Below are 24,202 nucleotides of genomic sequence, written 5' to 3'. Positions count from 1 at the left end.
GTCCCCAATCACAAAACCTGTTGCAATTTCTTGCTGGCAAATTCTCTCACTTGCTCATCTGGATCATTGGTGGCGCGATCGCGCAATAATTGTAGAGTCTGGGGATGGTGGGGATATTGTTCAATAATTGTTTCTAGAGCTAGTTGCCGGGGGTTAATTTGAAAGTTATACTCGCGGGTAAAGGGGTCATTGACGGCACAGTTATAAAACACCTCAAATATACTAGGGTCGTCTTTGAAACTGCGGGTTAATTCTTGCAAGGCTGTATGGCGCACATCTAAATGTTGGTCTGTTATAGCCCGTTTTTTCAGGATTGGTAAAGTATCATGGTCATCTTTGAAACCCCTGGCTAATTCTTGTAATGCGGCTTGGCGGACGTTGGCATATTTATCAGAGGTGGCGCGTTTTTTCAGGATTGGTAAAGTATCAGGGTCATCTTTGAAACCTCTGGCTAGTTCTTGCACCGCCGCCCGACGGACAGATTCATTATCATCGGTTGTGGCGCGCTGTTTGAGGATAAGGAGAGTATCAGGGTCATCTTTGAAACCCCTGGCTAATTCTTGCACCGCCGCCCGACGGACATCTGCGTGTGTATCAACAATAGCTCGCAGTTTGAGAATAGGTAGAGTATCAGGGTCATCTTTAAAGCCTCTAGCCAATTCTTGCAATGCAGCCCGGCGGACATACTTGTCACCATCAATAGTGGCGCATTGTTTTAACCAGGAGAGAGTTTGCGAGTCATCTTTAAAACCCCTGGCTAATTCCTGCACTGCAACTTGGCGGACATCAAAAGACTTGTCAGCGATCGCACTCTGTTTCAGAATAGGTACAGTATCGGGGTCATCTTTAAAACCCCTGGCTAATTCTTGCACTGCGGCTTGGCGCACATACTCATTTTCATCATGAGCCGCACTTTGTTTGAGAATAGATAAAGTATCATAGTCATCTTTAAAAACCTTGGCTAATTCTTGCAATGCAGCTTGACGCACTGTCCAATCATGAGCAGTGGTGCATTGTTTCAGCCAAGGTAACGTATCGGGACTATCTTTAAAGCCCCTGGCTAATTCTTGCACTGCTACTTGTCTGACAGCTCCCGAATTATCCTCTATGGTGCGTTGTTTCAGCCAAGGTAACGTATTTGGGTTATCTTTAAAAACCCTAGCTAATTCTTGCACTGCTACTTGACGGACATATTCATTTTCATCAATAGTCGCCCGTTGTTTGACAATAGGCAAAGTATCAGGGTCATCTTTAAAAACCTTTGCTAGTTCTTGGACTGCGGCTTGGCGTACAGTTCCATCACTATCGGTAGTCGCACATTTTTTCAGCCAAGGTAAGGTATCAGGGTCATCTTTGAAACTCCGTGCGAGTTCTTGCAAGGCCACACTCCGCACATATTCCCGTTCATCAGCCGTGGCTAGTTGTTTTAACCAAGTCAGTGTTTCTGGGTCATCTTTCCAAGTTGTGGCGACAGATGTCACTGCTTTGGTACGAATTTCTTGTACTAGCTGCGTTTCTTCCTCATCTAAATAAGGTTGATAATAGTAGCCCAGGTCATATTTAGTTAATGCTTTGATTTGGTGTAATAATTTAGTGGCGGTGGATGCTACTAATAAACGATTTCGCACCTCTGCTAGACATTTAGCGGCGAGAAAAAGATTGATAAACTTTTCTGTTTCACCGTTTTGAGCCATTAAATAATCGAGAATCTCGCAGACAAATCTTGGCTCAATCATACCTGTAATTAGACGTAATACCTCATGCCAAGTTTCATCTTGCCAGTGTTTACCAAATACCTCATAATTTAGGTCTTTAATGGAAAGCGTTTGTGTTTCTTTAAATTGCCAGACAAATTCCCAAGCACAGAAATATTCTAAAAAAGTTCTGTGGACAAAAGCATAATAGTCTGCGCCCAAGTAAGACAACATAAAGTTGCGAGTCCGCAATTGATTAATCATGACTCTGGCAACTATGACTGGTTGTTCAAATTCAATATTTTTTAAATAGCGGATTAAAATCTTTTCTAAATCACCCGTACTAATCAAATTTCCCGCCAAACCTTTCTCGCTGGTTTGCATACGATAGGCAACTTGACGCAACATCGCCTGCTTATCCTTATAGTCGATAGTTTTTGGGTCTAAGCGATAATCTTCCACTAAGGCGCGTTCCACATCCCATTGATGCAGTAATACCCGTGATGCTTGTTCGTACAGGGTGGCTCTATCTCTGGGCAGTTCTTGATTACGGTTGAGAATGGCCATCATCGTTAATAATAAGGGATTACCGGCTAGTTCGGCGATCGCATGGGATGTATCAATTGCCCTATGCAGGCGCTCTTTTTTCCGCCTTCTATCTCCCTCATCACAGAAAGTCAATTCATGCCAACGATGGATAAAGTCTTGAATTTGTTCTGGTTCTAAATCTTGTAACATAAAGTGGCGAAACTCTGCATCTCGCAACCTTTGAGGCTTATAACCAATCACGCGAGAAGTAACAATCACGCGCACATCAGGATACTGATTTGTGAACCGATGAATATCTGTAATAATATCTTCTCGTTTTCCTGGTTCAAATACTTCATCTAAGCCATCAAACATGACTAAAGCATTACCAGTCTTTAGCTGTTCATGTAGTTTATGTTGATTTAAGTGATGTACTATGCCACTACTTTTATGAAAGAAATCAATAAAACTACTGCATTCATTATTTTCCCGCCTCCGCATATAAGTGCGTAGCTCAATCAATAAAGGTAGTGGCTGATAAATAGCATTTCCTAAAGGTGTTTCTGCCCAATTTAATGCGAGAAACTGTAATAATGTAGATTTCCCTGAACCTGGGTCTCCTAAAATAACTATGTATTGATAATTTTGTCGGTTATTAATAATATCTATTATAGAAAATGTTGGTTGTTCAATATAGACTTGTTTATAATAAGTTAGTTCATCTAAGGAAATATCTTCTATTTGGTTACTTTCTCTGAGCCGTTTTAAATGTTCCTTGGGTAGTTCATGAACTTGAGGTAAAACCTGATGAACTTCCCGCACATTTTGCGCGATAAACATTCGCCATAGCTTTAACTCATTGTAAGCATAGCCAGTGGTATCTAAACTATCTAATTTTAAGTTACCATATCGTTCCCGCAGACCTTCTTGATAACCAAGCAAATCAAATTCCGTCGGGATACCAGCCATTTGCTGTAGGCTATCTCTCGCCTCTTCTAAATGTTGGGAATCAAAAATAGGGCGTAACTTATCTGATTCTCGAATAATCGCTTTCACTTTCTTGAGATAACGTTTCGCTAGTCTTTCCCAATCAAATGCTGGGGGTAAAGGTAGTAAATTATCTGCATACCAAGCCGTTACTAGACTCTGATAATCTATGACTTGACAGTCTGGTTGAAAGGGAAGACCAAGAAGATGTTGCAGAGATTGATTATGAATAAACGTAGTTAATGGCTGATTGTATCGTTGCAGTTCTGCTTCGTCTAAATCTGCATCTTCTAATTCCTGCTGCATTAACTGCAAAAATTCCTTCAATGCTTTACCCGCAGCAGTTTCAATATCTTCCTTTTGCAGCTTCTGTAAAATATTATTGGGAACCGCCTTTAATAAGTCCTTAGCCCAGTCTTTCGCTGCGTCCTTTGCTAAGTCCTCAAAAATCGACTTAAAAGCAAACCCGACAGCTTGAGTTACGCCCCAAACAGCTAACCAATCTAACATCATACCCGCGTTTGCCTAGCTTTAGACTTCGAGTATATCCATCAACTATGGAAATGGCTGTAGATTTCAGCATATTTGAAGAAATGTATTGTAGGTATATATTCATCTAAACTAGTTTTGAAGCTTCCTAGTCAGTAATTCAATTTTGTAACTTTTACTGTGAGCGATCGCACAATACTAATTGCTACAATGAGAAGTCGCAAGTTCCGCAAAATTTTCCGCAATCCAAAAACTGTCAACCCAGAACTAATTGATAGCTTCAATTATCAAAAAAATATAAATTTCTATCTTCAATTTAGATTAAAAATAAAGCTGTAATCCTTATGTAAAGCCAATTGAAGCTTATTATGATTGCCAAAAATCAAATCATATTCCTATAATATATTCCTAGAAAAAATAATTTGAGATTGCTTCAATAAATTAATAAACCTGTGTTAAGCTAACAATAGGAATCAAAAAAGTAAGTAAGCAAAAAGACTTCGAGATAAATATTGGGGCAACTCAATCAAGTCCTTTTGGTCTGGTAAATCCACTTCAATATCGTTATGATTTTTTATAGCGATAGAACTTGTCCAGGTAAAAAGGATAGAAGCCTCAGTAAAAACTTGAAGTTAATGATAACTGGCTGTGGTCATAATAGCCAGTGAACATTGCCTCTCTTCGCTAGTATTACGAGCCAGTGAAAAGTACTCTAGGAGCCTGGGAAGAAAGACTCTTAGTCAAAGCTGGTAATCCCCAATAAATCAGAACGGTTACTGAACATAGCAGCAGTAAAATTCACTATTTTGATTCGCTTACTATGTTCTGGCAATTGCTTATTTTAGTAGATAACCGTTCTTAAGATTTAGGAATTTCAGCATATTGGCAACAGCCACCAATACATTTGCCCAAATCGTAGTTTTAGGGGTTGCTGATGTATGGCTTGACTGCTGTAGGTAGAGATTTATCTGCCTGCACGAATTGTAAGCTATGTGAGTGATTTTTCCGGAATATTTGCTAGAAATTACCAAAAAAGAGCAGACTTAGAATTACTAAGCACTGATGACATATACAAGTGCAGGAAACTTGTAGAACCATTCGGAGTGGATGGCAAATTTGGTTAGTTGGGTTCAGGAATAAAACCTGGATAAATTTAAATTGCCACTGTAGCCACTCTTAAGGCCTGAGCAACCGATGGTGATTTATCACAATGACCTGCAATATATATGTCCAGTTTAACTAAGGTTTGCTTTGCATGAGCAGATACAACTTTGTCTGAATAGGAAGTTCTAGAAACCACTCTAAAATTCCGATTTCATCTTAGGAAACTATCGGACTGTGCTTTTGGTGATACTTGCAATCTTTCCTCGATAAAAATCCTTATCTACGCAACCTCTGACCAATATTTACTCTAGAACATCGTATTTACATTCATCGCAGGAAAACACAAATCATGAGTATCGACAAGAAAATTAGACAAATTGCTTTCTACGGTAAAGGCGGTATTGGTAAGTCTACCACTTCTCAAAACACCTTGGCAGCTATGGCAGAAATGGGTCAACGCATCCTCATCGTAGGTTGTGACCCTAAAGCTGACTCCACCCGTTTGATGCTCCATTCCAAAGCTCAAACCACCGTTCTTCACTTGGCTGCTGAACGTGGTGCAGTAGAAGACCTCGAACTCGACGAAGTAATGCTGACCGGCTTCCGTGGCGTTAAGTGCGTAGAATCTGGTGGTCCAGAACCCGGTGTAGGTTGCGCTGGTCGTGGTATCATCACCGCCATTAACTTCTTAGAAGAAAACGGTGCTTACCAAGACCTAGACTTCGTATCCTACGACGTATTGGGTGACGTTGTATGTGGTGGTTTCGCTATGCCTATCCGTGAAGGTAAAGCACAAGAAATCTACATCGTTACCTCTGGTGAAATGATGGCGATGTATGCTGCTAACAACATCGCTCGTGGTATTTTGAAATATGCACACACTGGTGGTGTACGTTTAGGCGGCTTGATTTGTAATAGCCGTAACGTTGACAGAGAAATCGAACTCATCGAAACTCTGGCAAAACGTTTGAACACCCAAATGATTCACTACGTACCCCGCGACAACATTGTTCAACACGCTGAGTTGCGCCGGATGACAGTTAACGAATACGCACCCGACAGCAACCAAGGTAACGAATACCGGATTTTGGCTAACAAAATCATCAACAACGAAAACCTAAAGATTCCTACCCCAATTGAGATGGAAGAATTAGAAGAGTTGCTGATTGAGTTCGGTATTCTTGAAAGCGAAGAAAATGCTGCAAAAATGATTGCTACAACTTCAGAAAGCAAATCTAAGTAAGTAATGTGATGCAGTTCTGATAAAGTTTGTAACCCCGACTTTTAGACAAGTCGGGGTTATACCATGTGAATTTTGAATTGGTGTAACGTTCCACTACCGTTCTAAGCGCAGCTATGCCTGCAAGGCTTTACAGCACTGTGCGATGTTACTGCCAAACAAATACCTTAGCTTCGTAAGGCCCGATATCAGTGATGATACCATCATCACCAGCTTCAACATCATAATCGCCAGTCCACTCATGCCATGTACCACCAGAGGGGAAATTAGGGACATGATAACCAGCGAGGAAGTCTTCGGAGAAATTCGTCACCACTACCACACGAGAACCTTCATCATTCCAACGGCTGTAGGCTAACACCTTGGCTTCTGGATTTTCGTGGATGAAATCAATATTTTCTGTATACAACGCGTGATTATTCTTACGTAAACCTATCAATCCTCTGTAGTAATCAAACAAACTACGATTGAGGTCGTTACCTAAGAGTGTCCAATCAATTTTAGATTGGTCTTGTTGTTTGGGTTTATACTCGCCGAATTCTTCTCCCATCCAAATCAAAGGTACACCAACAGCTGTCATTAAAATTGCAGTTCCCAGTTTAGCTCTTCTAAAAGCTTCGTCGTGAAAAATTTCTCGATTACCTAACTCCACCATGATATGGTCATGGTCATGGTTGGTGAGATAGTTCACAACATTAGTTGCACCCAAGAAACCTTGGCGTTTAGGGTCAATGACATCTTTGAGATTTTCTAAATCAAAGGTGTCACCGCATATATGAGCTTTAATGGTGTGGTAAAAACTATCATGCCAACATCCATCCATCGGCCCATCTAAATTAGTAATGCTAGTGGTTTCTGGGATGTGTTCAGCAACATTATAGAATGGTTTTGCTCCGGCAGTTTTCTTTGCTTCTTGAGCAATCCAGTGCATGAAATCGTAGTTGGCTATTTGCCTTGCTGCATCGTAGCGAATACCATCTAGATGATATTCTCCGACCCAATATCTGACCGTATCACCAATAAATTTTCTTGCTGGATAAGTCTCTAAATTTTCATCATAGTGTTCGTAATTAAACTCTGGCCCCCAGTTATTATCAGGGTCGCGTGGTTCATGGTGATACCAGTAGTCATGGTCAATTTGTGTTAATGGACTGGATGCTTCGGAGTGGTTATAAATCCCGTCCATAATGATGCGAATACCTCGTTGATGGCATTCATCAACCAATTTTTTTAAATCAGCTGTAGAACCATAGCTGGATTCAGTAGCAAAGAAATAGCGAGGATTATAACCCCAACTATAATCACCTGGATATTCTTTTACTGGTAACAACTCAATGGCATTGATGCCCAATTCACACAAATAATCTAACTTTTCAATAACGTGTTTATATTTGCCCCGTGCATAAGGGTCATCTTCTCCACCAGAAAAATCACCTACGTGTAATTCATAAATAACTAATTCGTGGTCAGCAGGTAAAGGTTTATCATCATGTTGCCAAACATATGTATCAACAATTTTTTCACCATCTTTTATTTTGATGATGCCATTATCTTTACCACTTGATTCATCAATATCAGTAGCATAAGGGTCTGTAACATCTACCCATTGATCTTCTTCAAAAAACCATGATCTTGTTTGTACACGAAATTTATATTGATATGTACCATCTTCTAATTCAATAGTTGCGCGAAAATAACCATCATCACCTTTTTGCATAGGAATTTCTTGCCAATCGGAAAATGATGCAATTAATGCTGCTCCTTTGTTATAGGGTGCAAATAAAGTAAATTCAATGGGCTTTGCCATAAAAATCAGTAAAATATAAAATGCTAGTATTAAGCATTTTCTAAATTATTAATCAATTTGCAAATCGGTCGCAGGAAATAATTAGTTATATGCTTCCTCTATCAGCAGATAGATGGTCTATTCTATCAATAGATTATTTATTGGTGACTCAAATATTTAAATGATGATGTTTGGACAAAAATATATTGTCTACTGTCATAGGTTATAGATTTATAAATAATATTTTTTACTGTATAAAAGCAAATATTCGGGTAAAAATAATCTTAATTAACCGAATATTTGCCAAAATGTATTATTTGCCTTGGTCAATTTGCTGCTGCAAATAACTTAGCAACCAGTTAGCAGAAGTAGCTCTGCGAGTTTCTCTTGGTGTAAAGGTACCAATTTTATACCCTTTAAAACCCAGTTTCTCTTTGGTAATTTGTTTGTATTGTTTAGGAATAGAACGAGTTAATTTCATCGTTGCGGGGCGACTTTCTAGAAAGTTTGGTGGTTCTGGATACTCATCACGCCATTCTGATGCAACAGCGTTGTTGTCCCATTTTTCTGTTGTTGCGTCGTAGCGATAGCCTAAGTAATACCAAACTAATTGCATGACCGTGGCATCATCAATTTGATCGTTGAGAATACCCCAGATAGTATCTGTATTCAATGGTGGTAGTTCAGACATAAGTAATGCAAAATTTAGAATTTTAAATTAGCAGATTTCGATCTAAAAAATCCGTTCCTGATTCACAAACAATGTAGACTGGTAATCGTAAATCATAGATGGGTCAATGCCAAATTCTACACCACAGTCGCAGCTAATTCGCGTCCATGTCTTCGTTACTGGTAGAGTGCAGGGGGTAGGTTTTCGTTACTCTACTGTCGATACCGCCAGTCAACTAGGTTTAACTGGTTGGGTGCGGAATCTTCCTGATGGTCGTGTAGAAGCGGTGTTTGAGGGGGCGCGGGACATTGTGGAAGAGATGGTGAGGTGGTGTCATGCAGGCCCACCGGCAGCTGTGGTGCAAGATGTGGCGGTTGAGTATGAAGAACCGGAAGGGTTACGGGGATTTGAGGTGAAACGGTTGGTAAATTAAGTTTAATTGTACTTGACCTGAAAATACTCTTGAAATCCAATATGAGTCTCCTCACTTCATCACTAAAACAGCAGACCCCTCTATTTTGCCACTACGTAGCGCATCTAAAGCCTCATTAGCTTGAGTCAAGGGGAAAGAATTAATCTTTGTTCGGATGGGAATTTGCGGCGCGATAGTCAGAAACTCTTCCCCATCTTGGCGTGTTAAATTAGCTACAGACCTTAACACCCGTTCTTCCCAAAGAATGCTGTAGGGAAATGAGGGGATATCGCTCATATGAATACCAGCACAAACGACTACACCACCTTTAGCAACTGCACGCAAGGCGGTAGGAACTAGTTTCCCCACTGGTGCAAAAATAATTGCTGCATCTAAAGGTTCTGGCGGTAATACATCTGAGTCACCAGCCCAATTTGCACCTAATTGACGGGCAAATTCTTGCCCATCAATATCCCCAGGACGAGTGAAAGCAAATACTTTGCGCCCTTGATAACGTGCTAGTTGAATTAAGATATGAGCAGAGGAACCGAAACCGTAAAAACCCAGTTTCTCAGCATTCCCAGTCATATTGTAAGCCCGGTAGCCAATTAAACCTCCACATAACAGAGGTGCAGCTTGTAAGTCTGGATAAGTGGGGTCTAAGGGAAAGCAAAAGCGGTGGTCAGCTACTGTATAGTCTGCATAGCCTCCGTCTATATTATAACCTGTAAATTCAGCATAATCACAGAGGTTTTCCCGCCCAGAGAGACAGTAAGGACAATGAGCGCAAGTATGACCCAACCAAGGTACACCAACCCTTTGACCTAGATGAAATTGATCAACTTGTTCTCCTAAAGCTTCAATCGTTCCCACAATTTGATGTCCCAAAATCAAAGGTAGTTTTGGGTGTGCCAATTCTCCATCCACTATATGTAAATCTGTGCGACAAACAGCGCAAGCGTGAACGCGAATCAATACTTGTTCTGGATTTGGTCTTGGTATTGGTAACCCTGTCAGACGTAAGGGTTGACGCGGTGCGTCTAAAATCATGGCGCGCATAATATTCGTAATTCATCCAGATGTGTAAAAATCTTGGTACAGTTTGTTTCCCAGAGTTTACCCAATACTAATAAATTACTTATTTGCTATTCCTATAACTAAGGGTGCAAAGTTGTCATGAGAATTTTGCAAAATTGCTGCTTAACTTGCTTGATTCTTTCGCTTTGTTTTCAATTGTGATAGCTGATTAGCACCAAAGCCTAAAACCGCTATTGTTCCCATGCTAAGTATGAATGAGGGTTCGGGAACTGATTGGGCTGATTGTATTACTTCTGTTTGCTGGTTGATTAAGGTCGGCTCATCTATACCAATACAGGAATTAATACTACCAGGGAAATTATTACATAACGATGGGGATGTTCTCGGTACCAATATTCCCGAATTATATTCTTGAAGTCTTATATTACTAGGTAAAGGGTTAGGAAGCGATTGACCGATTTGGACAAGAAACCGAGGTGTTAATTCCACATTGTATGTAATCCCTTGAGTTACCTGTGCCTGAGATTGCAATGGTGTACCACCGCCTATGTCGTTTTTAAACTGAACAATAGCCCCATCATAATACCAGAAAGAGATATCAGAGATGGAACGTTGTACTCCACCAATGGCTTGTACTGCTCCATTTTTGATGACATCTTCTGAATATATTAAAGACGCTCCTTCAAAAAGTTGATATGACAAATTATCTAAATCATTCTCGGTGATGAATTGATTGCTGGTTTGGTCGCTTGACCAATCAACCACTATTTTAGTGACATCAGTGACAAGGGAATTGGAAAATGCCAAAGTAGTCCGAAAATCAGCAGCCATCACAGATGATGACGCATTAGCCAAAGTCATTGTAGTTCCTACTAAGATCGCCAGCTTTTTGATTAACTTCATAGGATTGGGATAATTGCTGATTTAAGCTACATTGGGGAATATACACGTTGAAGCGTTATGTCTAATAGTACCCTGGAGGGTACCATAAGATGTTGTGGATTTTATCAGTAACAAAGTGGGGCGATCGCTACAATTTTCAGAAAAGAGTCGAAATTCCTGGTGAAGACATCTTACAAGATTGGCGATTTTGGCATTATGGCAGGGCGAAATAGTGCAGCGATCGCTACATTAGTAGAATATAGTCACCCATAATCTGCGGCTCACATCAAACCATGAGTGCGAATACTACCATTACTCAAAATCCTTTACTTAAAGGTTCTGGCTTGCCTCCATTTACGGAAATTCAACCAGAACAAGTACAACCAGCCTTTGAACAATTATTGGCGGAACTGGAACAAGAACTGACTACCTTGGAAGCGAATGTACAGCCTACCTGGGATGGCTTGGTCGAACCTTTAGAAAAGTTAAGCGATCGCCTGACCTGGAGTTGGAGTATAGTAAATCATCTAATGGGTGTGAAAAATAGCCCAGAACTGCGTACAGCCCATGAAGCTGTGCAACCACAAGTAGTGCAGTTTGCTAACAAGTTGGGACAAAGCCAACCCATCTACAATGCTTTTAAACAACTCCGCGCCAGTGATAGTTGGCAAACTTTAGAATCAGCCCAACAGCGAATTGTGGAAGCAGCCATTCGGGATGCTGAACTTTCTGGTGTGGGCTTGCAAGGAGAAGCACGGGAACGTTTCAATGCTATTCAAATGGAATTGGCAGAATTGGCTACCAAGTTCTCTAACCATGTCCTTGACGCAACCACAGCCTTTAGCCTCACCCTCACTACTCAAGCAGAAGTTGACGGCTTACCCCAAAGTTTACTTAGTTTAGCAGCACAAGCAGCGCGGGCAAATGGTGCAGAAAATGCCACACCAGAAAATGGCCCTTGGCGTATTACTTTAGATATCCCCAGTTACACCCCCTTCATCCAGCACAGCACCAGGCGTGATTTGCGCGAAAAGCTTTACAAAACTTATATTACCCGCGCCTCATCTGGTGAATTAGATAACAACCCAATTATCGAACGGACTTTAGAGTTACGCCAAGAACTGGCAAATTTATTGGGCTTCCAAAATTATGCCGAGTTGAGCCTAGCCAGTAAAATGGCTCCCAATGTGGAAGCAGTTGAAGCACTATTAGAAGAATTACGCAGTGCTAGTTACGATGCAGCTGTTAAAGATTTAGAAACCTTGAGAGCCTTTGCAGCCTCTAAAGGAGCGCCAGAAGCCGCAGATTTACGACACTGGGATATTAGCTTTTGGGCTGAACGCCAACGAGAAGAAAAATTTGCCTTCACCGCCGAAGAACTACGTCCTTACTTCCCCCTACCCCAAGTCCTCGATGGCTTATTTGGACTGGTGCATCGGCTGTTTGGCATTACCGTTACCCCAGCAGATGGACAAGCCCCAGTTTGGCACGAAGATATCCGTTATTTCCAAATAGCTGATGAAACAGGTAGCCCCATCGCCTATTTCTACTTAGACCCTTACAGCCGTCCAGGTGAAAAACGTGGCGGTGCATGGATGGATACCTGTATCAATCGCGCCATCATCACAGAAAATGGTGTAACAACTGTGCGTTTACCTGTGGCTTATTTGGTGTGTAACCAAACTCCGCCAGTGGATGGTAAACCTAGTTTGATGACATTCTATGAGGTAGAAACCCTATTCCATGAATTTGGTCATGGGCTACATCATATGCTCACCAAGGTTAACTACACTGGAGCCGCAGGCATCAATAATGTAGAGTGGGATGCAGTAGAACTACCAAGTCAGTTTATGGAAAACTGGTGCTATGAGCGTACCACTTTATTTAGCTTGGCTAAACATTACGAAACTGGGGAACCTCTACCAGAACATTATTATCAAAAACTCCTAGCCGCCCGTAATTATATGAGCGGTAGCGCCATCTTGCGGCAACTCCACTTTAGCAGCGTTGATTTGGAATTACACTCCCGCTATCGCCCAGGGGGTAAGGAAACCGCCGCCGATGTGCGTCATCGTGTCGCTCAACAGACTACTGTTTTGCCACCGCTACCAGAAGACTCTTTCCTCTGCGCTTTTGGGCATATCTTTGCAGGTGGTTATGCTGCGGGATACTACAGTTACAAGTGGGCTGAGGTACTCAGTGCTGATGCTTTCGCCGCTTTTGAAGATGCTGGGCTAGAAGATGAAGTCGCCATTAAAGCTACGGGTAGACGTTATCGGGATACTGTATTAGCTCTTGGTGGTAGCAAACATCCTATGGAGGTGTTCGCAGCGTTCCGAGGACGGGAACCGAGTACAGCTTCTTTGCTCAAGCATAATGGGTTGCTGCCCAATGCTGCTTAAGTATTGAGGTAGGAACTTAAACGCAGAGTTACGCCAAGGGTTACGGGGAGGAACGCGGAGAGTGTGATACTTCTCTGCGCCTCTACTTGGTATTCCTTCGCAAAGATGGCACAGCAATTACAGCAATTATTTAAATAGGAATTATACCAACCCGTGAATTTTTACTGCTCCATCGACTGGGTTAATTTCTGGTTGAGTTCTACTGATAAAGTAAGCGATTCCTCGGTAAATTAATTTATGCGCTACAAATGATAAACTAACTTTGTCTACCGTTACCTCAGGGTTAGTATCATAAGCAATCCCCCGATACTTTAACTGATGCGATCGCTGACCGTGGGAAACTTGGTATTTTTCTGCTTGATTGGGTTCGTATTCGTAACTCAAACCACGATAGCAAAGTTTCATATTTTTACTTCCTGAATCAATAAATTCACTCTTGATGACTACAAGGATTCCTTTGACCTCAAGCAATCACCAAAGTTATGTTTACTTGGGAGTTATCACAGGTTGATTCGGGATTTACGCATTGATGAATGAAGAAATATTACGCAAAGAGTAATACTTCCTCTGTAAGTTGACAACAATAACCAAATGTGGCGAGAAATTCCTAAGAATTTGTTAATGCTCTAGCTGAGTAGATTATGCAAACGACTGGGTAGAGGGAATGACCTACGGTTGGCAAAACGCCATTGCTAGCTATCATTGACTATTCCTTACCTATATTATAATCCACGGGAAGATACTAGCTGCCAAAGAAATCTTTGCCCATAAAACTACTTTACAAAATTACATATATTAGTCTCATTTAAATATATAAAAGTTTGTAAAATATTTGGGCATTTCTTGGTTTAAATTTGCTAATTAACAGCAAAAATAAAGTAAAAAAAGACTCATTGTCATAATAACTCTTTTCTATTATATAAAGTATAAAATAAATCTATTAATCCGGTGCTTTTTTCACATACTTTATCGGTTACATCAGCTATAATCTCAACCAATCACAAGAGGATTAACTTTGCAATATTTAACGTTTCTCTAATTAAAAATATTGAATATAGATTAAAAATAATAACCAACATCATAAATTGTGAATTTTATCAGGCAATATTGAGAGTAAGCTTAATGATTGCAACCTTGATGAAAAGTTAAGTAACTCAAGTGCAATGAAACTTAACAAACATTAGTCTCTTCAAAGGAATTAATTTTTTGAGTGTTGATGGCTAATATCTATATAGTGGCATTGTGCTAACTTAACTACTAAGTTGTTGAGCCAGGTGGTGAACATTTCATCCGAACCAAGAAGAAAAATTAAACACCAAGCAACCTTAAAACAAGAACTAACAATGATAGAAAAGATTTTGCTAGCTGTTTCTGGATTGGGACACGCAGAAGAAATGCTCAAAACTTTGAAAGAAGTGCCATCAATCCAATCTGCAAAAGTTACAGTCCTGCACGTAGTTCCTTCTCAAGCAACATCTTCTGCCATGACAGATAAATGGGAAGAAGGTGGCAAAATTTTGGCTAATGCAATTCAGAGTTTGAACTTAGATCCTAGCCAGGTTTCTTCGATTTTGCGCCAAGGAGATCCTAAAGATGTTGTTTGTCAGGTAGCCGATGAAATTGACGCTGACTTAATTATTATGGGTTCACGCGGACTTAAACGTCTGCAATCGATTTTATCAAACTCAGTGAGTCAGTATGTCTTTCAGCTGTCTTCTCGCCCAATGTTACTGGTTAAAGATGACATTTATGTCAAAAAAATTAAGCGAGTGATGGTAGCGATGGATAATTCTGACGCAGCAAAACATTGCTTAAATCTAGCCTTGTTTTTGTTGCAGGGTATTGTCGGTAGTCAATTAATTTTGGCTAATGTGACAACCGATTTGCGTGGTAAAACCTCAGATGTATCGGAAATTAACCCAGATAAAAATCCTGTTTTGGCTTCAGCCGTAGCGGAAGCACAAAAATATGGTGTACAAACTCGCTGCTTTACCAGTAGCGGCAAACCAGGAGAAGAAATCTGTCGCCTAGCAGATGAGTTGAATGTAGATTTATTATTACTCGGATCACCCGATCGCCGTCCGTCGGTGGCTAAGAATTTTGTCGATCTAGACAGACTCATCGGTGCTTCACTGTCAGACTATGTGCGAGTTAATGCTAGCTGTCCTGTATTATTAGCGAGGACAACTGGTTAACTAGGGGTTTAGGGGTTTAGGGGTTTAGGGGTTTAGGGGTGTGGTGAAGTAATTTATAGCTGTTGACTGTTGACGGTTGACGGTTAACAGACTTGAAAGTTTTTCCCTTACACCTCTAACTCCTTATACCCTTATCCCCCCTACATTCTTCACCCAAACTTTCGACACGAAAAACCCCTCTACCATCGGGTATAGGGGTTTCTTATTTTATACGAAAATCAATCAACTATCTTTTTTACCTTCGCGGCTGGCTGTTTGAATGTACAGAATTATTAAAAACACAGAGGGTACTAGTACGAACAGAATGCTCGCTACGAACCCTAAGTCATTAACTTGCATGGCAAGAACGCCTCTCTTTAATTTCCAGTCAACAATTTTAGAATAGCATCAACGATGCCAGTGTTAGCTCTTTTTTTTTACTTGCTCAATACCAATCCTTCAAGGTTTGGTTACTACACTTACTGGGCCATTTACTAAAGTTTGACAAGCCAAACGGTAATTAGCTGGCTTTTTCTTTAACATCCGATTTTCCACATCTGTCGGAGTAGAAAGATTTTCGATTCCTTCAACTATCTCAACAATACAAGTACCACATTGACCGACACCACCACAATTTGTGAGTTTGCCAAAAAACTTATAAATGTCAACGCCATTATCCATTGCCTTAAGCCGCAGATTTGCACCATCCGCAGCGATTACTTCTTTATCTTCTTTAACGAATTTGATATTACCCATAGCTGACTAATTCCTCGTTGACTGTAAGCGGGTCAAGCTTTACACCTATATTACTGAATTTATCCCCATTTATTACAAAAAATTAAGAATTATCAAGATAGAGTAATTACAAAAAAATAGGACAGGTAAACTACCTGTCCTAGAAATTGACTATAGTTGAACTTACCTAAATCCGACAGCTGCTTGCCATACAAAAGCAAGTAATAAAAAGAAAACAGGAATAATTGGGAGAACATCGACCAGAGGATCGAAGATTTGGTAAGCTTCAGGCAGTTTTGCTAATAATAGTGCTGCTTCCATGTTTGTTTAAATCCACCTAATCCAACACAGCTTTCATAATTGAGATGTATCTTAACATGGATTGGGCAACCCCTTATGGGAATTCAAAATTCAAAATACCCTACGGGAGGCTAAAGCTACAAAATTTAAAATTACAATCTGCCTCAAAAAATTTAGCGCCTATTCAGAGAGTAACTTGTATTTTTTTATGCTTCGGTCATCAATCATTAGTTAGTAATTATTACCCTCTGCTCATAGCAATTCACAACAAACATGATGTAGATGAAAACTCTCAAACCTATGCTGAATCACACTTGCTTAATTTTGAATTGGTGTTAGTTGTTTCTCTACTGATTGCAGTATCAAAAGTCTGAATAGGGATGACAATGGTGAACTCTGTACCCATGCCTGGGCTAGAGGAGCAAAGTAATTGACCACCATGCTTTTCTACCACGATCGCGTAACTGATCGATAGTCCTAGACCTGTACCACTACCCACTGGTTTAGTTGTAAAAAATGGGTCAAATATTTTACCGAGTACTGAATCGCTCATACCAGGGCCATTATCAGCAATGCGAATTAGTATTGATTCTGCATTTTTGACCTCTGTAGAGATGGTAATTGTCGGCTGTTTTTCTCTCCCTGATTGATTACTTACATCCTCTTGCAAAGCGTCTATGGCATTACTGAGGATGCTGATAAAGACTTGATTCAACTCGGAAGCATAACAGTAAATTTGTGGGATGTTACCGTAGTTTTGTTTGACGGCTATAGGTAAAGATTGCCTATTTTGCTTAAATTTCAGCCGATGTTGCAAAATTAACAAAGTGCTATCAATACCAGAGTGAATGTCTACTCGTTTCATTCCTGCTTCATCTAATCGTGCAAAAGTCCGTAAAGATGAAACAATCTCTTCTATACGTTGCGCTCCAAACCGCATGGATTTAAGCATTTTAGGCAAATCTTCTGTGATGAAATCTAGTTCAATATCTGAGATTCTTTGCTGAATTTCTGGTAGGGGTTGGGAATATAATTGCTGGTATAAATGAATCAAATCTAATAAGGAGTTAATGTATTCAGATGTGTAGGTCAAATTGCCGTAAATAAAGCTAACAGGGTTGTTAATTTCATGAGCAATACCAGCAACTAATTGACCCAGACTAGACATTTTTTCGGCTTGAACTAATTGTGATTGGGTTGAGGAAAGTTTTTGCAGTGCGGACTCTAATTGGTTGGCTTTTTCTTTTAATTCTTGAGTACGTTGCTCAACTTTTAACTCTAGATTTTGAGAATATTCTGCTAGTTGTCCGTAAAGCTGGGCATTTTCTAAAGATATAGCGGCTTGGGCCATTAATAGGTTAATAACTTGTAGGCGATCGCTAGTAAATGCCCCTGTGGTTAAATGATTTTCTAGATATAGTATGCCCATCAATTTACCTTGTTTGATGATGGGAGTACATAATAAACTTTTGGGTTCTTTTTTTCGGATATAGGGATCGGAGATAAATGAATCCTCAATTGTCGCATCATCAATCACTAAGGTTTGAGAAGTATGAGATACATAGTTAATTAAAGAGATAGGAATTTCGTCACTTTCTGCAATTGGTATTGATACCAAAATAGTTGATATGGGAATTTGATTGATTGAGGCGATCGCCTCAATCACTAATTTTTCATTTTTGAGTAAAACTAACACACATTTTTTTGCTCCTGCATTCTCGATTACCAATTCCATTAATGCAGAAAGTAGTTTATCAAGCTTGATTTCACTCGCTAGGGCTTGGGAAGCTTTCATGACACTAGACAAATCTAAGACATTAGAAATTGTCGTACTATAGTAATGAGTATTATGTTGGGTTTGATGAATGTGTGAGGAATTAGAATCATGTTTGACAATTGTATCATTGGGGTTGAACATCAAATTCGAGCGTCGAGATAGAAGAGAAAATAGCTGAGAATAACGCTGCTCTAAATCCTTGACTTTTGCTATAGATCCCCAACGTGTATAAGCATAATAAGCATCAGTAAAGTAAACTTGAGCTATTTTCTCTTTACCCAATTCCCAGTAAAATTTAGCTGCTAATTCATTGGCTAAGGCTTCTTCTTGTAAATACTTATTTTCTTTAGCATTTGTAATAGCAAGGTCATAGTCATTCATCGCCTCTAGATATTTACCAAGAACGCGATTTTGCTCTGCTGCTACTAAATAAAATTTATGCTGATGATTCATTGGGGCATAATCTGTCCATTGTTTGATTTTGGCTTGATTCTCACTAACTCGATGCAGAATCTTCTGTTGAATATCAACTGTTGTATGGGGATATAACGCTAGACGAGCCAGGGAATCATAAAATGGTAAAAGTACAACAACATATATTCCTAGAACACCATCTAAATACTGTTCAGCAATTTCTGCATTCTTAATTGCCTGTTCATACTCGCAAAATAGGTAACAAAGAATCAGTTTGTTAATATATAAATGATAAATTGCTGGGCGGTCACTTGCCTGCTCATGTATTGATAACATGACTTCTTCATCGTATATATTGCCTTTGATTTGTAGGTGGTTTTCTGTATCACCAAGCAAGCAGGAAACAGACTGGTAATAGATGTTAAGATAATTGAGAGATGTCTTTTGCTTAAATTGAGCGATCGCCTGAGAATAGATGGACATTTCTTGCTCTAGGCTATATAGTTCAGTGCCAGCTAAATACAAGTAAAGAGTATACGAAAAAGCACACCAAGCCGACCATTCTAAGTCTCCAGTTTCCCAACCACTATGATACCCTTCAATAAATAGTGGGAATGTATATCTGAGATGTTTTTTCCAATGTTTAATCAAACAACTAACTACACAAAAAGTTTTTGCTTTTAGTTCTTTAGCATCTAGCTTGGCGATTAAATTCAAAGCAAGGTTACCAAATTCATAGCCAGCATCAATATCTCCCATAAATGTGAGTAAAATTGCGCCGTAACTAGCATAAGCAAAAGCTGAAACAGGTGCATTACCATACTTAACTGATAATATTACTTCCTCACAAATCAATGGAGGGAACATTGCGGGATAGCCATTATAAGCAGCACCAAACATACTAGAAAGAATAGACAAGGCTGCTAATTTCTCAGGATTGTCCATTTTGGGTAAGTTAATTAAATCTGAAGTTCTATTACCCATTAGTACTGAATTTGCATCTTGGAGCGACTTAACAATGTCTGTTTGTGTAGGTTTAGGAGGTAAATGTACACCTAGCATTTGCAAAACGGGCAAAGCAGTTTCAATACCTAATAAAAGTTGATTTTGAGCAATGCAGGCTTGAATTTTAATGCTATAAATATTGATTTTATCTAGTAATGTTTTGGCATTTTTTAGCACAGTTTCAGCTAGGTTCTCCATCCTCTCAAATTCTGTACTAAGATAAGCTATTTCCACTGCTTCTAAATATAGTGATAATGTCAACCTATATTGACTTTCCCAACAATTTGCTGTCAGTAATCCTATCCCTAAATTTATATATTCCACGGCTGCACCGTAAGCAGTAGCACTTTTAGCTTTAGTTCCAGCTTGTAAATTTAGCTGTGCTAATTCATAACGTGCTGGCGCTTCTGTAATTAAATCTACCCCAATATTGAATTGATTGACTATTTCAAAAACCTTGTCTTCTCTGATTTCTGGGGTACTATTAGCTAACATTAACTGCCCAATTTTTAAGTGGGTAAGTTTTTTGTTATCTTCGGGAATTAAACTATAAGCAGCTTGTTGAACACGGTCATGGAGAAACTTATATTCAACTGTGATGGGTTCAATATTATTGTTTAAATTATAAGAATGATTGAGAGATAAATCATCATGGAAAAATTTATAAACTTTGTTTGTCGGAATTATTAAACCCTCTCGTAAAGCTGTCCATAAAGCTGCTGCTGTTTCTGCAAGAGATGTTTCGTAAATATTTGCTAAAACGGATAAGTTGAAATGATTATTAATACAAGCAGCTAATTTCAAAACATTCTGCGTTGCTTCAGGTAACTTTTGCAGTTGCAATGACATGAAATCAACGACATCATCTGTTAGAGATAATGTCTTAACTTGGGCTATATTACATTCCCAAAAACCCTTATCAAAATTAAAACTGATTAAATTTTCATTATATAGATATTTAAGAAACTGATTGCTAAAAAATGGATTACCTTGTGTTTTTTGATACACTAACTGTGTTAATGGTAAAGCCACTTCTTTATCGCATTTAAGCGTATCAGCAACAAGATGATTTAAATCCAAAAGCTCTAGAGGGTTTAGAGTAATAGTCTCGATATTTTCTGTATTTTTCTGAATATCTTGTAGTGTTAAAATTAGAGGATGTCCTGAAGAGACTTCGTTATCACGATAGGCTCCTATCAGCAATAGATAATGATTATCTATTTGGTTCATTAATAACTGAATTAACTTTAAGGATGCGGAGTCAGCCCATTGTAAATCATCGAGAAAGATGACTAGAGGATGTTCCTTAGTTGTGAAGACTTGAATAAACTTCAAGAAGAGTGTATTAAAGCGATTTTGTGCTGCACTAGGTTCAAGTTCTGTAACTTGAAGTTGCTGACCAATGATTGATTGGAGTTCGGGGATAACATCGATAATTACCTGACCTTGTTCTCCCAATGCGGCTAAAATCCGTGTTTTCCAGTCTTGAATTTGAGTATTGGCTTCACCCAATAATTGTCCCATCAAATCCTGAAATGATTGGACGATCGCAGATAAAGGGATATTCCGTTGGAATTGGTCATATTTACCCTTAATGAAATACCCACTTTGTTTAACAATTGGTTTGTGGATTTCGTTAACAATTGCAGTTTTCCCGATACCAGAGAACCCCGCAACTAATATCATTTCCCTATGTCCTTGGGATACTCTCTCAAAGGTGGCGAGTAATTGTTTAACTTCTGCTTGGCGACCATACAGTTTTTCTGGGATAATGAAGCGATCGCAAATATCCCTCCTCCCCAACTCAAAAGCGCTAATTTCTCCTTGGGTTGTCCATTGTCGCCAGCAAGTTTCCAAATCATGTTTTAACCCCAAAGCACTTTGGTATCTGTCTTCAGCATTTTTAGCCATCAGCTTGAAGACAATGTTAGACACAGCTAAAGGAATAGTAAAATTAATTTCGTGGACTTGTGGCGGACGTTTGGCAATATGGCAGTGGAGTAACTTCATAGGGTCATCACAGCAAAAAGGTAACTGTCCTGTGAGGAGTTCAAAAAAAGTCACCCCAAGAGAATAAAAATCGCTGCGATAGTCAATTCCCCGGTTCATGCGTCCCGTTTGTTCTGGTGAAAGGTAAGCCAGGGTTCCTTCCAAAACGTTAGGACTAGTTAGAGTTTGGGTTTCTCTGGGAAGAAGGGATGCAATCCCAAAGTCAATTAATCTGATTTCTTTAGTTATTGGATTAATCAGGATGTTGCTGGGTTTAATATCTTTGTGAATTACCCGACTCCGGTACAGTCCATCTAAGATAGTGACAATTTGAATAGCTATATGAAAAAACTCATCTAAAGATATTTCGCTATTCTGGTTTGACCAATCTTTGAGAGAAATTCCCCCAAAATCTTCCATTACTAGAGCATAACTATTTTCATAATTTTCTAGATTATAAGTTTGAATAATTCCAGGAATATGGAGATTTTTAGTAATAGTATATTGATTACGAAATTGTACCAATTCACTAAAGCTAGGATATTCATACCGTAATATTTTAAGAACTATTGGCTTTTGATCTTCTTCCCTAATCCCTCGATAAATTAGGGTTCTTGTCCCAGCATAAATTTGCGTCAAATTTTGATAGCCAACTAACCTAAGCATAGTAACTTGATATATAGATACTTTTTGAGACTAGGGCTAGTTTTGCATTTTTGCAGGAGTATTTAAACGTAATTTTTTGCTTTTAACAAAAACTTTAACACTTATGTATTATTTAATTATAAGTTTTTCCGTAATTACTCGTATATTATTGATGCACAAAAATTTGTTATTGAAATTAAATTGAAGTATCTAAGGGCATAAAAGTATAGGAATGTAAGCACTTTACGGTTTTATATCCTCACACCACCGTACTTTGATACCTGAATTTACTGATTTTCCAGTCCCAAGTCTCTTATGCCTTATTGTGGTACCATTCGTACCATTCTTTCGCACTACGCACAGCAAACCAAAGCAGGATTAAAGCGATGACTCCGCCTTGCCAAGGAGCATCAAAAGCAAACAGTACTAGAGCTATACACAAAGTATCTTGCAAAAAAACAGCCCACAGTGGCAAACCACGCAAGCGATAAAACCAACCTACTTGAACTAATTGCAGGACTAAAGCCAGTGAACTTCCTATAGTAATAATTAGCCAATTTGGGGTTGCTGTTGCTGAAACTACTGCTAAACCCATAATTGCTCCTGCAAGGGGAGATAATAATAACTGAATAACTTGTAAAATCCTTTGTCCCCATAATTTTTTAGAGGCAAATAATTCTACTAATGAGTAAGTGATTAAACAGCCTAATAGAACTGGCGAAGAAATACGAGATAAAATCGGAATATGCGACCAAAAGTTACTCCCCTGCAACAATCCAATAATCAATAAAGGTACGCCTATTCTGATTCCTGCCGCCGCAGAAGCAGAAAGTGTTGCTAGGATTTCAATCATGAGATAAACTCAGGGAATTAACAAATAAGTGGGTATTTATTATTGAGATTACCCACAATGTTGAATAATTCCCGCAGCAATCTGAAATTACTTAATTATTGCTTAATACTTTGGTGTTGCACATTTGCGGGAGAATGCTGCTTTCAAATGATAGTGAGGTGCGTTATGGAAATTAAGTCCTAACGCACCGAAAGTCTGGAATGGTGCGTTAGCCTACGACATAATACGCCCTGAGTTTTATAGTTGTCTGACTAGTGGCTGGCCGTCTTTGACTTCACCAACTAAAACTATGTCTGCACAGTTGACAAAGATACCATTCTCCAGAACCCCAGGAATATTATTCAATACTTTTTCGAGGTTAACTGGGTCGTCAATGGAATCGAATCTGACATCTAAGACAAAGTTGCCTTGGTCAGTGATGACCGGCCCTGCTTTTTTTACACCCATCCGCAATTCTGGTTTGCCACCTAGCTGCTTAATGGCATTGGTAACGGGGGTGATTGCCATTGGGATGACTTCTACTGGTACGGCAAAAACCGAACCCAAGCGGTCTACTAATTTACCACTGTCTACTACAACGATGAATTGATTAGCTAAGTAATCAACTACTTTTTCGCGGGTATGGGCTGCACCACCACCTTTAATGAGGTTTTTGTGGGGGTCAACTTCATCAGCCCCATCAATAGCGATATCAATATGAGCTACCGCGTCTAAGGTTGTGAGAGGAACGCCGTATTGCTTGGATAAAACTTCTGACTGAAATGAGGTCGGAATCCCAACAATATCGGTTAGTTCACCCGACTTGAGGCGATCGCCTAAATATTGAATTGTGTAAGCTGTAGTTGACCCTGTACCTAAGCCTACAATCGAGCCGGACTTTACCAAGGCGGCGGCGGCTTTGCCCACTTCTTGCTTCATCAAAGTCACGGGGTCTGCTGTAACGGTCATTCCCAAAACTCCTGAAATTATCGACTAAACAGATGGCACTATCACAGCAGACTATACTATATTCGCGGGAACTCAAGGTGTATCTGGCTAAAGAAAATGATTGTGTTGTTAGAGACGCGATTAATCGCGT

At 39.5% G+C, this 24,202-nt stretch carries 17 protein-coding genes; 5 read left to right on the top strand and 12 right to left on the bottom strand.

Features of this window, described 5'->3' with window-relative positions; translation table 11 throughout:
* Window positions 1–8: 8 nt before the first annotated feature.
* Window positions 9–3,722 (bottom strand): HEAT repeat domain-containing protein, encoded by a 3,714-nt coding sequence (locus tag ACM5QX_RS16935; protein WP_414754584.1) that lies wholly within the window; start codon window positions 3,720–3,722, stop codon window positions 9–11.
* 1,429 nt (window positions 3,723–5,151) lie between these two features.
* Here ACM5QX_RS16935 and nifH point away from each other — a divergent pair.
* Window positions 5,152–6,045: a nitrogenase iron protein gene (nifH, locus tag ACM5QX_RS16930; RefSeq protein ID WP_414754583.1), complete on the top strand. Its 894-nt coding sequence runs from the start codon at window positions 5,152–5,154 to the stop codon at window positions 6,043–6,045.
* A gap of 145 nt (window positions 6,046–6,190) precedes the next feature.
* On the opposite strand, the gene ACM5QX_RS16925 is transcribed toward nifH, so the two are convergent.
* Both ACM5QX_RS16925 and ACM5QX_RS16920 read right to left on the bottom strand, forming a co-directional pair.
* Window positions 6,191–7,849 carry an alpha-amylase family glycosyl hydrolase gene (locus ACM5QX_RS16925; protein WP_414754581.1) on the bottom strand — a complete coding sequence of 553 codons (1,659 nt, stop codon included), beginning with the start codon at window positions 7,847–7,849 and terminating at the stop codon, window positions 6,191–6,193.
* Between the two features lie 292 nt (window positions 7,850–8,141).
* On the bottom strand, window positions 8,142–8,519 hold the full coding sequence (locus tag ACM5QX_RS16920; protein ID WP_414754579.1) for a DUF1823 family protein: 378 nt from the start codon (window positions 8,517–8,519) through the stop codon (window positions 8,142–8,144).
* Between the two features lie 106 nt (window positions 8,520–8,625).
* Here ACM5QX_RS16920 and ACM5QX_RS16915 point away from each other — a divergent pair, with 106 nt between their 5' ends.
* Window positions 8,626–8,931: an acylphosphatase gene (locus tag ACM5QX_RS16915; protein ID WP_011321151.1), complete on the top strand. Its 306-nt coding sequence runs from the start codon at window positions 8,626–8,628 to the stop codon at window positions 8,929–8,931.
* Between the two features lie 51 nt (window positions 8,932–8,982).
* On the opposite strand, the gene ACM5QX_RS16910 is transcribed toward ACM5QX_RS16915, so the two are convergent.
* Both ACM5QX_RS16910 and ACM5QX_RS16905 read right to left on the bottom strand, forming a co-directional pair.
* The gene (locus ACM5QX_RS16910) at window positions 8,983–9,969 is read right to left on the bottom strand and encodes a zinc-dependent alcohol dehydrogenase family protein (RefSeq protein ID WP_414754578.1); all 987 of its coding nucleotides are present in this window, start codon (window positions 9,967–9,969) and stop codon (window positions 8,983–8,985) included.
* A 141-nt stretch (window positions 9,970–10,110) separates the two neighbouring features.
* The gene (locus tag ACM5QX_RS16905) at window positions 10,111–10,851 is read right to left on the bottom strand and encodes a hypothetical protein (protein WP_414754576.1); all 741 of its coding nucleotides are present in this window, start codon (window positions 10,849–10,851) and stop codon (window positions 10,111–10,113) included.
* Window positions 10,852–10,940: 89 nt separating this feature from the next.
* On the opposite strand from ACM5QX_RS16905, the gene ACM5QX_RS16900 reads away from it, so the two are divergent.
* Both ACM5QX_RS16900 and ACM5QX_RS16895 read left to right on the top strand, forming a co-directional pair.
* Window positions 10,941–11,063, top strand: a complete 123-nt coding sequence (locus ACM5QX_RS16900; protein WP_414754574.1) for a hypothetical protein — start codon at window positions 10,941–10,943, stop codon at window positions 11,061–11,063.
* A gap of 60 nt (window positions 11,064–11,123) precedes the next feature.
* On the top strand, window positions 11,124–13,232 hold the full coding sequence (locus ACM5QX_RS16895; protein ID WP_414754572.1) for a M3 family metallopeptidase: 2,109 nt from the start codon (window positions 11,124–11,126) through the stop codon (window positions 13,230–13,232).
* Window positions 13,233–13,373: 141 nt separating this feature from the next.
* On the opposite strand, the gene ACM5QX_RS16890 is transcribed toward ACM5QX_RS16895, so the two are convergent.
* Entirely contained in the window at window positions 13,374–13,637 is a 264-nt protein-coding gene (locus ACM5QX_RS16890) for a DUF4278 domain-containing protein (RefSeq protein WP_414754571.1), read from the bottom strand.
* 938 nt (window positions 13,638–14,575) lie between these two features.
* On the opposite strand from ACM5QX_RS16890, the gene ACM5QX_RS16885 reads away from it, so the two are divergent.
* Window positions 14,576–15,427, top strand: coding sequence for a universal stress protein (locus tag ACM5QX_RS16885; RefSeq protein ID WP_414754630.1), 852 nt, complete (start codon window positions 14,576–14,578; stop codon window positions 15,425–15,427).
* A gap of 222 nt (window positions 15,428–15,649) precedes the next feature.
* Here ACM5QX_RS16885 and psbM read toward each other — a convergent pair whose 3' ends face one another.
* The 6 genes from psbM to rpiA form a co-directional block, all read right to left on the bottom strand.
* Complete coding sequence (psbM, locus tag ACM5QX_RS16880; RefSeq protein ID WP_010995057.1) at window positions 15,650–15,766, bottom strand: photosystem II reaction center protein PsbM; 117 nt, start codon at window positions 15,764–15,766, stop codon at window positions 15,650–15,652.
* A 99-nt stretch (window positions 15,767–15,865) separates the two neighbouring features.
* A complete protein-coding gene (locus tag ACM5QX_RS16875) occupies window positions 15,866–16,162 on the bottom strand; it encodes a 2Fe-2S iron-sulfur cluster-binding protein (protein WP_011321157.1) in 297 nt (98 codons plus the stop codon).
* A gap of 162 nt (window positions 16,163–16,324) precedes the next feature.
* On the bottom strand, window positions 16,325–16,462 hold the full coding sequence (locus ACM5QX_RS16870; protein ID WP_010995059.1) for a photosystem II reaction center protein K: 138 nt from the start codon (window positions 16,460–16,462) through the stop codon (window positions 16,325–16,327).
* A gap of 277 nt (window positions 16,463–16,739) precedes the next feature.
* On the bottom strand, window positions 16,740–22,292 hold the full coding sequence (locus ACM5QX_RS16865) for an AAA family ATPase (RefSeq protein WP_414754569.1): 5,553 nt from the start codon (window positions 22,290–22,292) through the stop codon (window positions 16,740–16,742).
* A gap of 292 nt (window positions 22,293–22,584) precedes the next feature.
* Window positions 22,585–23,124: a DUF4126 domain-containing protein gene (locus ACM5QX_RS16860; RefSeq protein WP_414754567.1), complete on the bottom strand. Its 540-nt coding sequence runs from the start codon at window positions 23,122–23,124 to the stop codon at window positions 22,585–22,587.
* A 237-nt stretch (window positions 23,125–23,361) separates the two neighbouring features.
* The gene (rpiA, locus tag ACM5QX_RS16855; RefSeq protein ID WP_414754565.1) at window positions 23,362–24,072 is read right to left on the bottom strand and encodes a ribose-5-phosphate isomerase RpiA; all 711 of its coding nucleotides are present in this window, start codon (window positions 24,070–24,072) and stop codon (window positions 23,362–23,364) included.
* Between the last annotated feature and the right edge of the window lie 130 nt (window positions 24,073–24,202).

It is taken from the genome of Anabaena sp. CCY 9910 (assembly GCF_963920875.1).
Classification (GTDB): Bacteria; Cyanobacteriota; Cyanobacteriia; order Cyanobacteriales; family Nostocaceae; genus Trichormus; species Trichormus variabilis.
The sequence above is the reverse complement of the archived record's forward strand: the minus strand, read 5'-3'. Positions and strand labels throughout refer to the sequence as shown.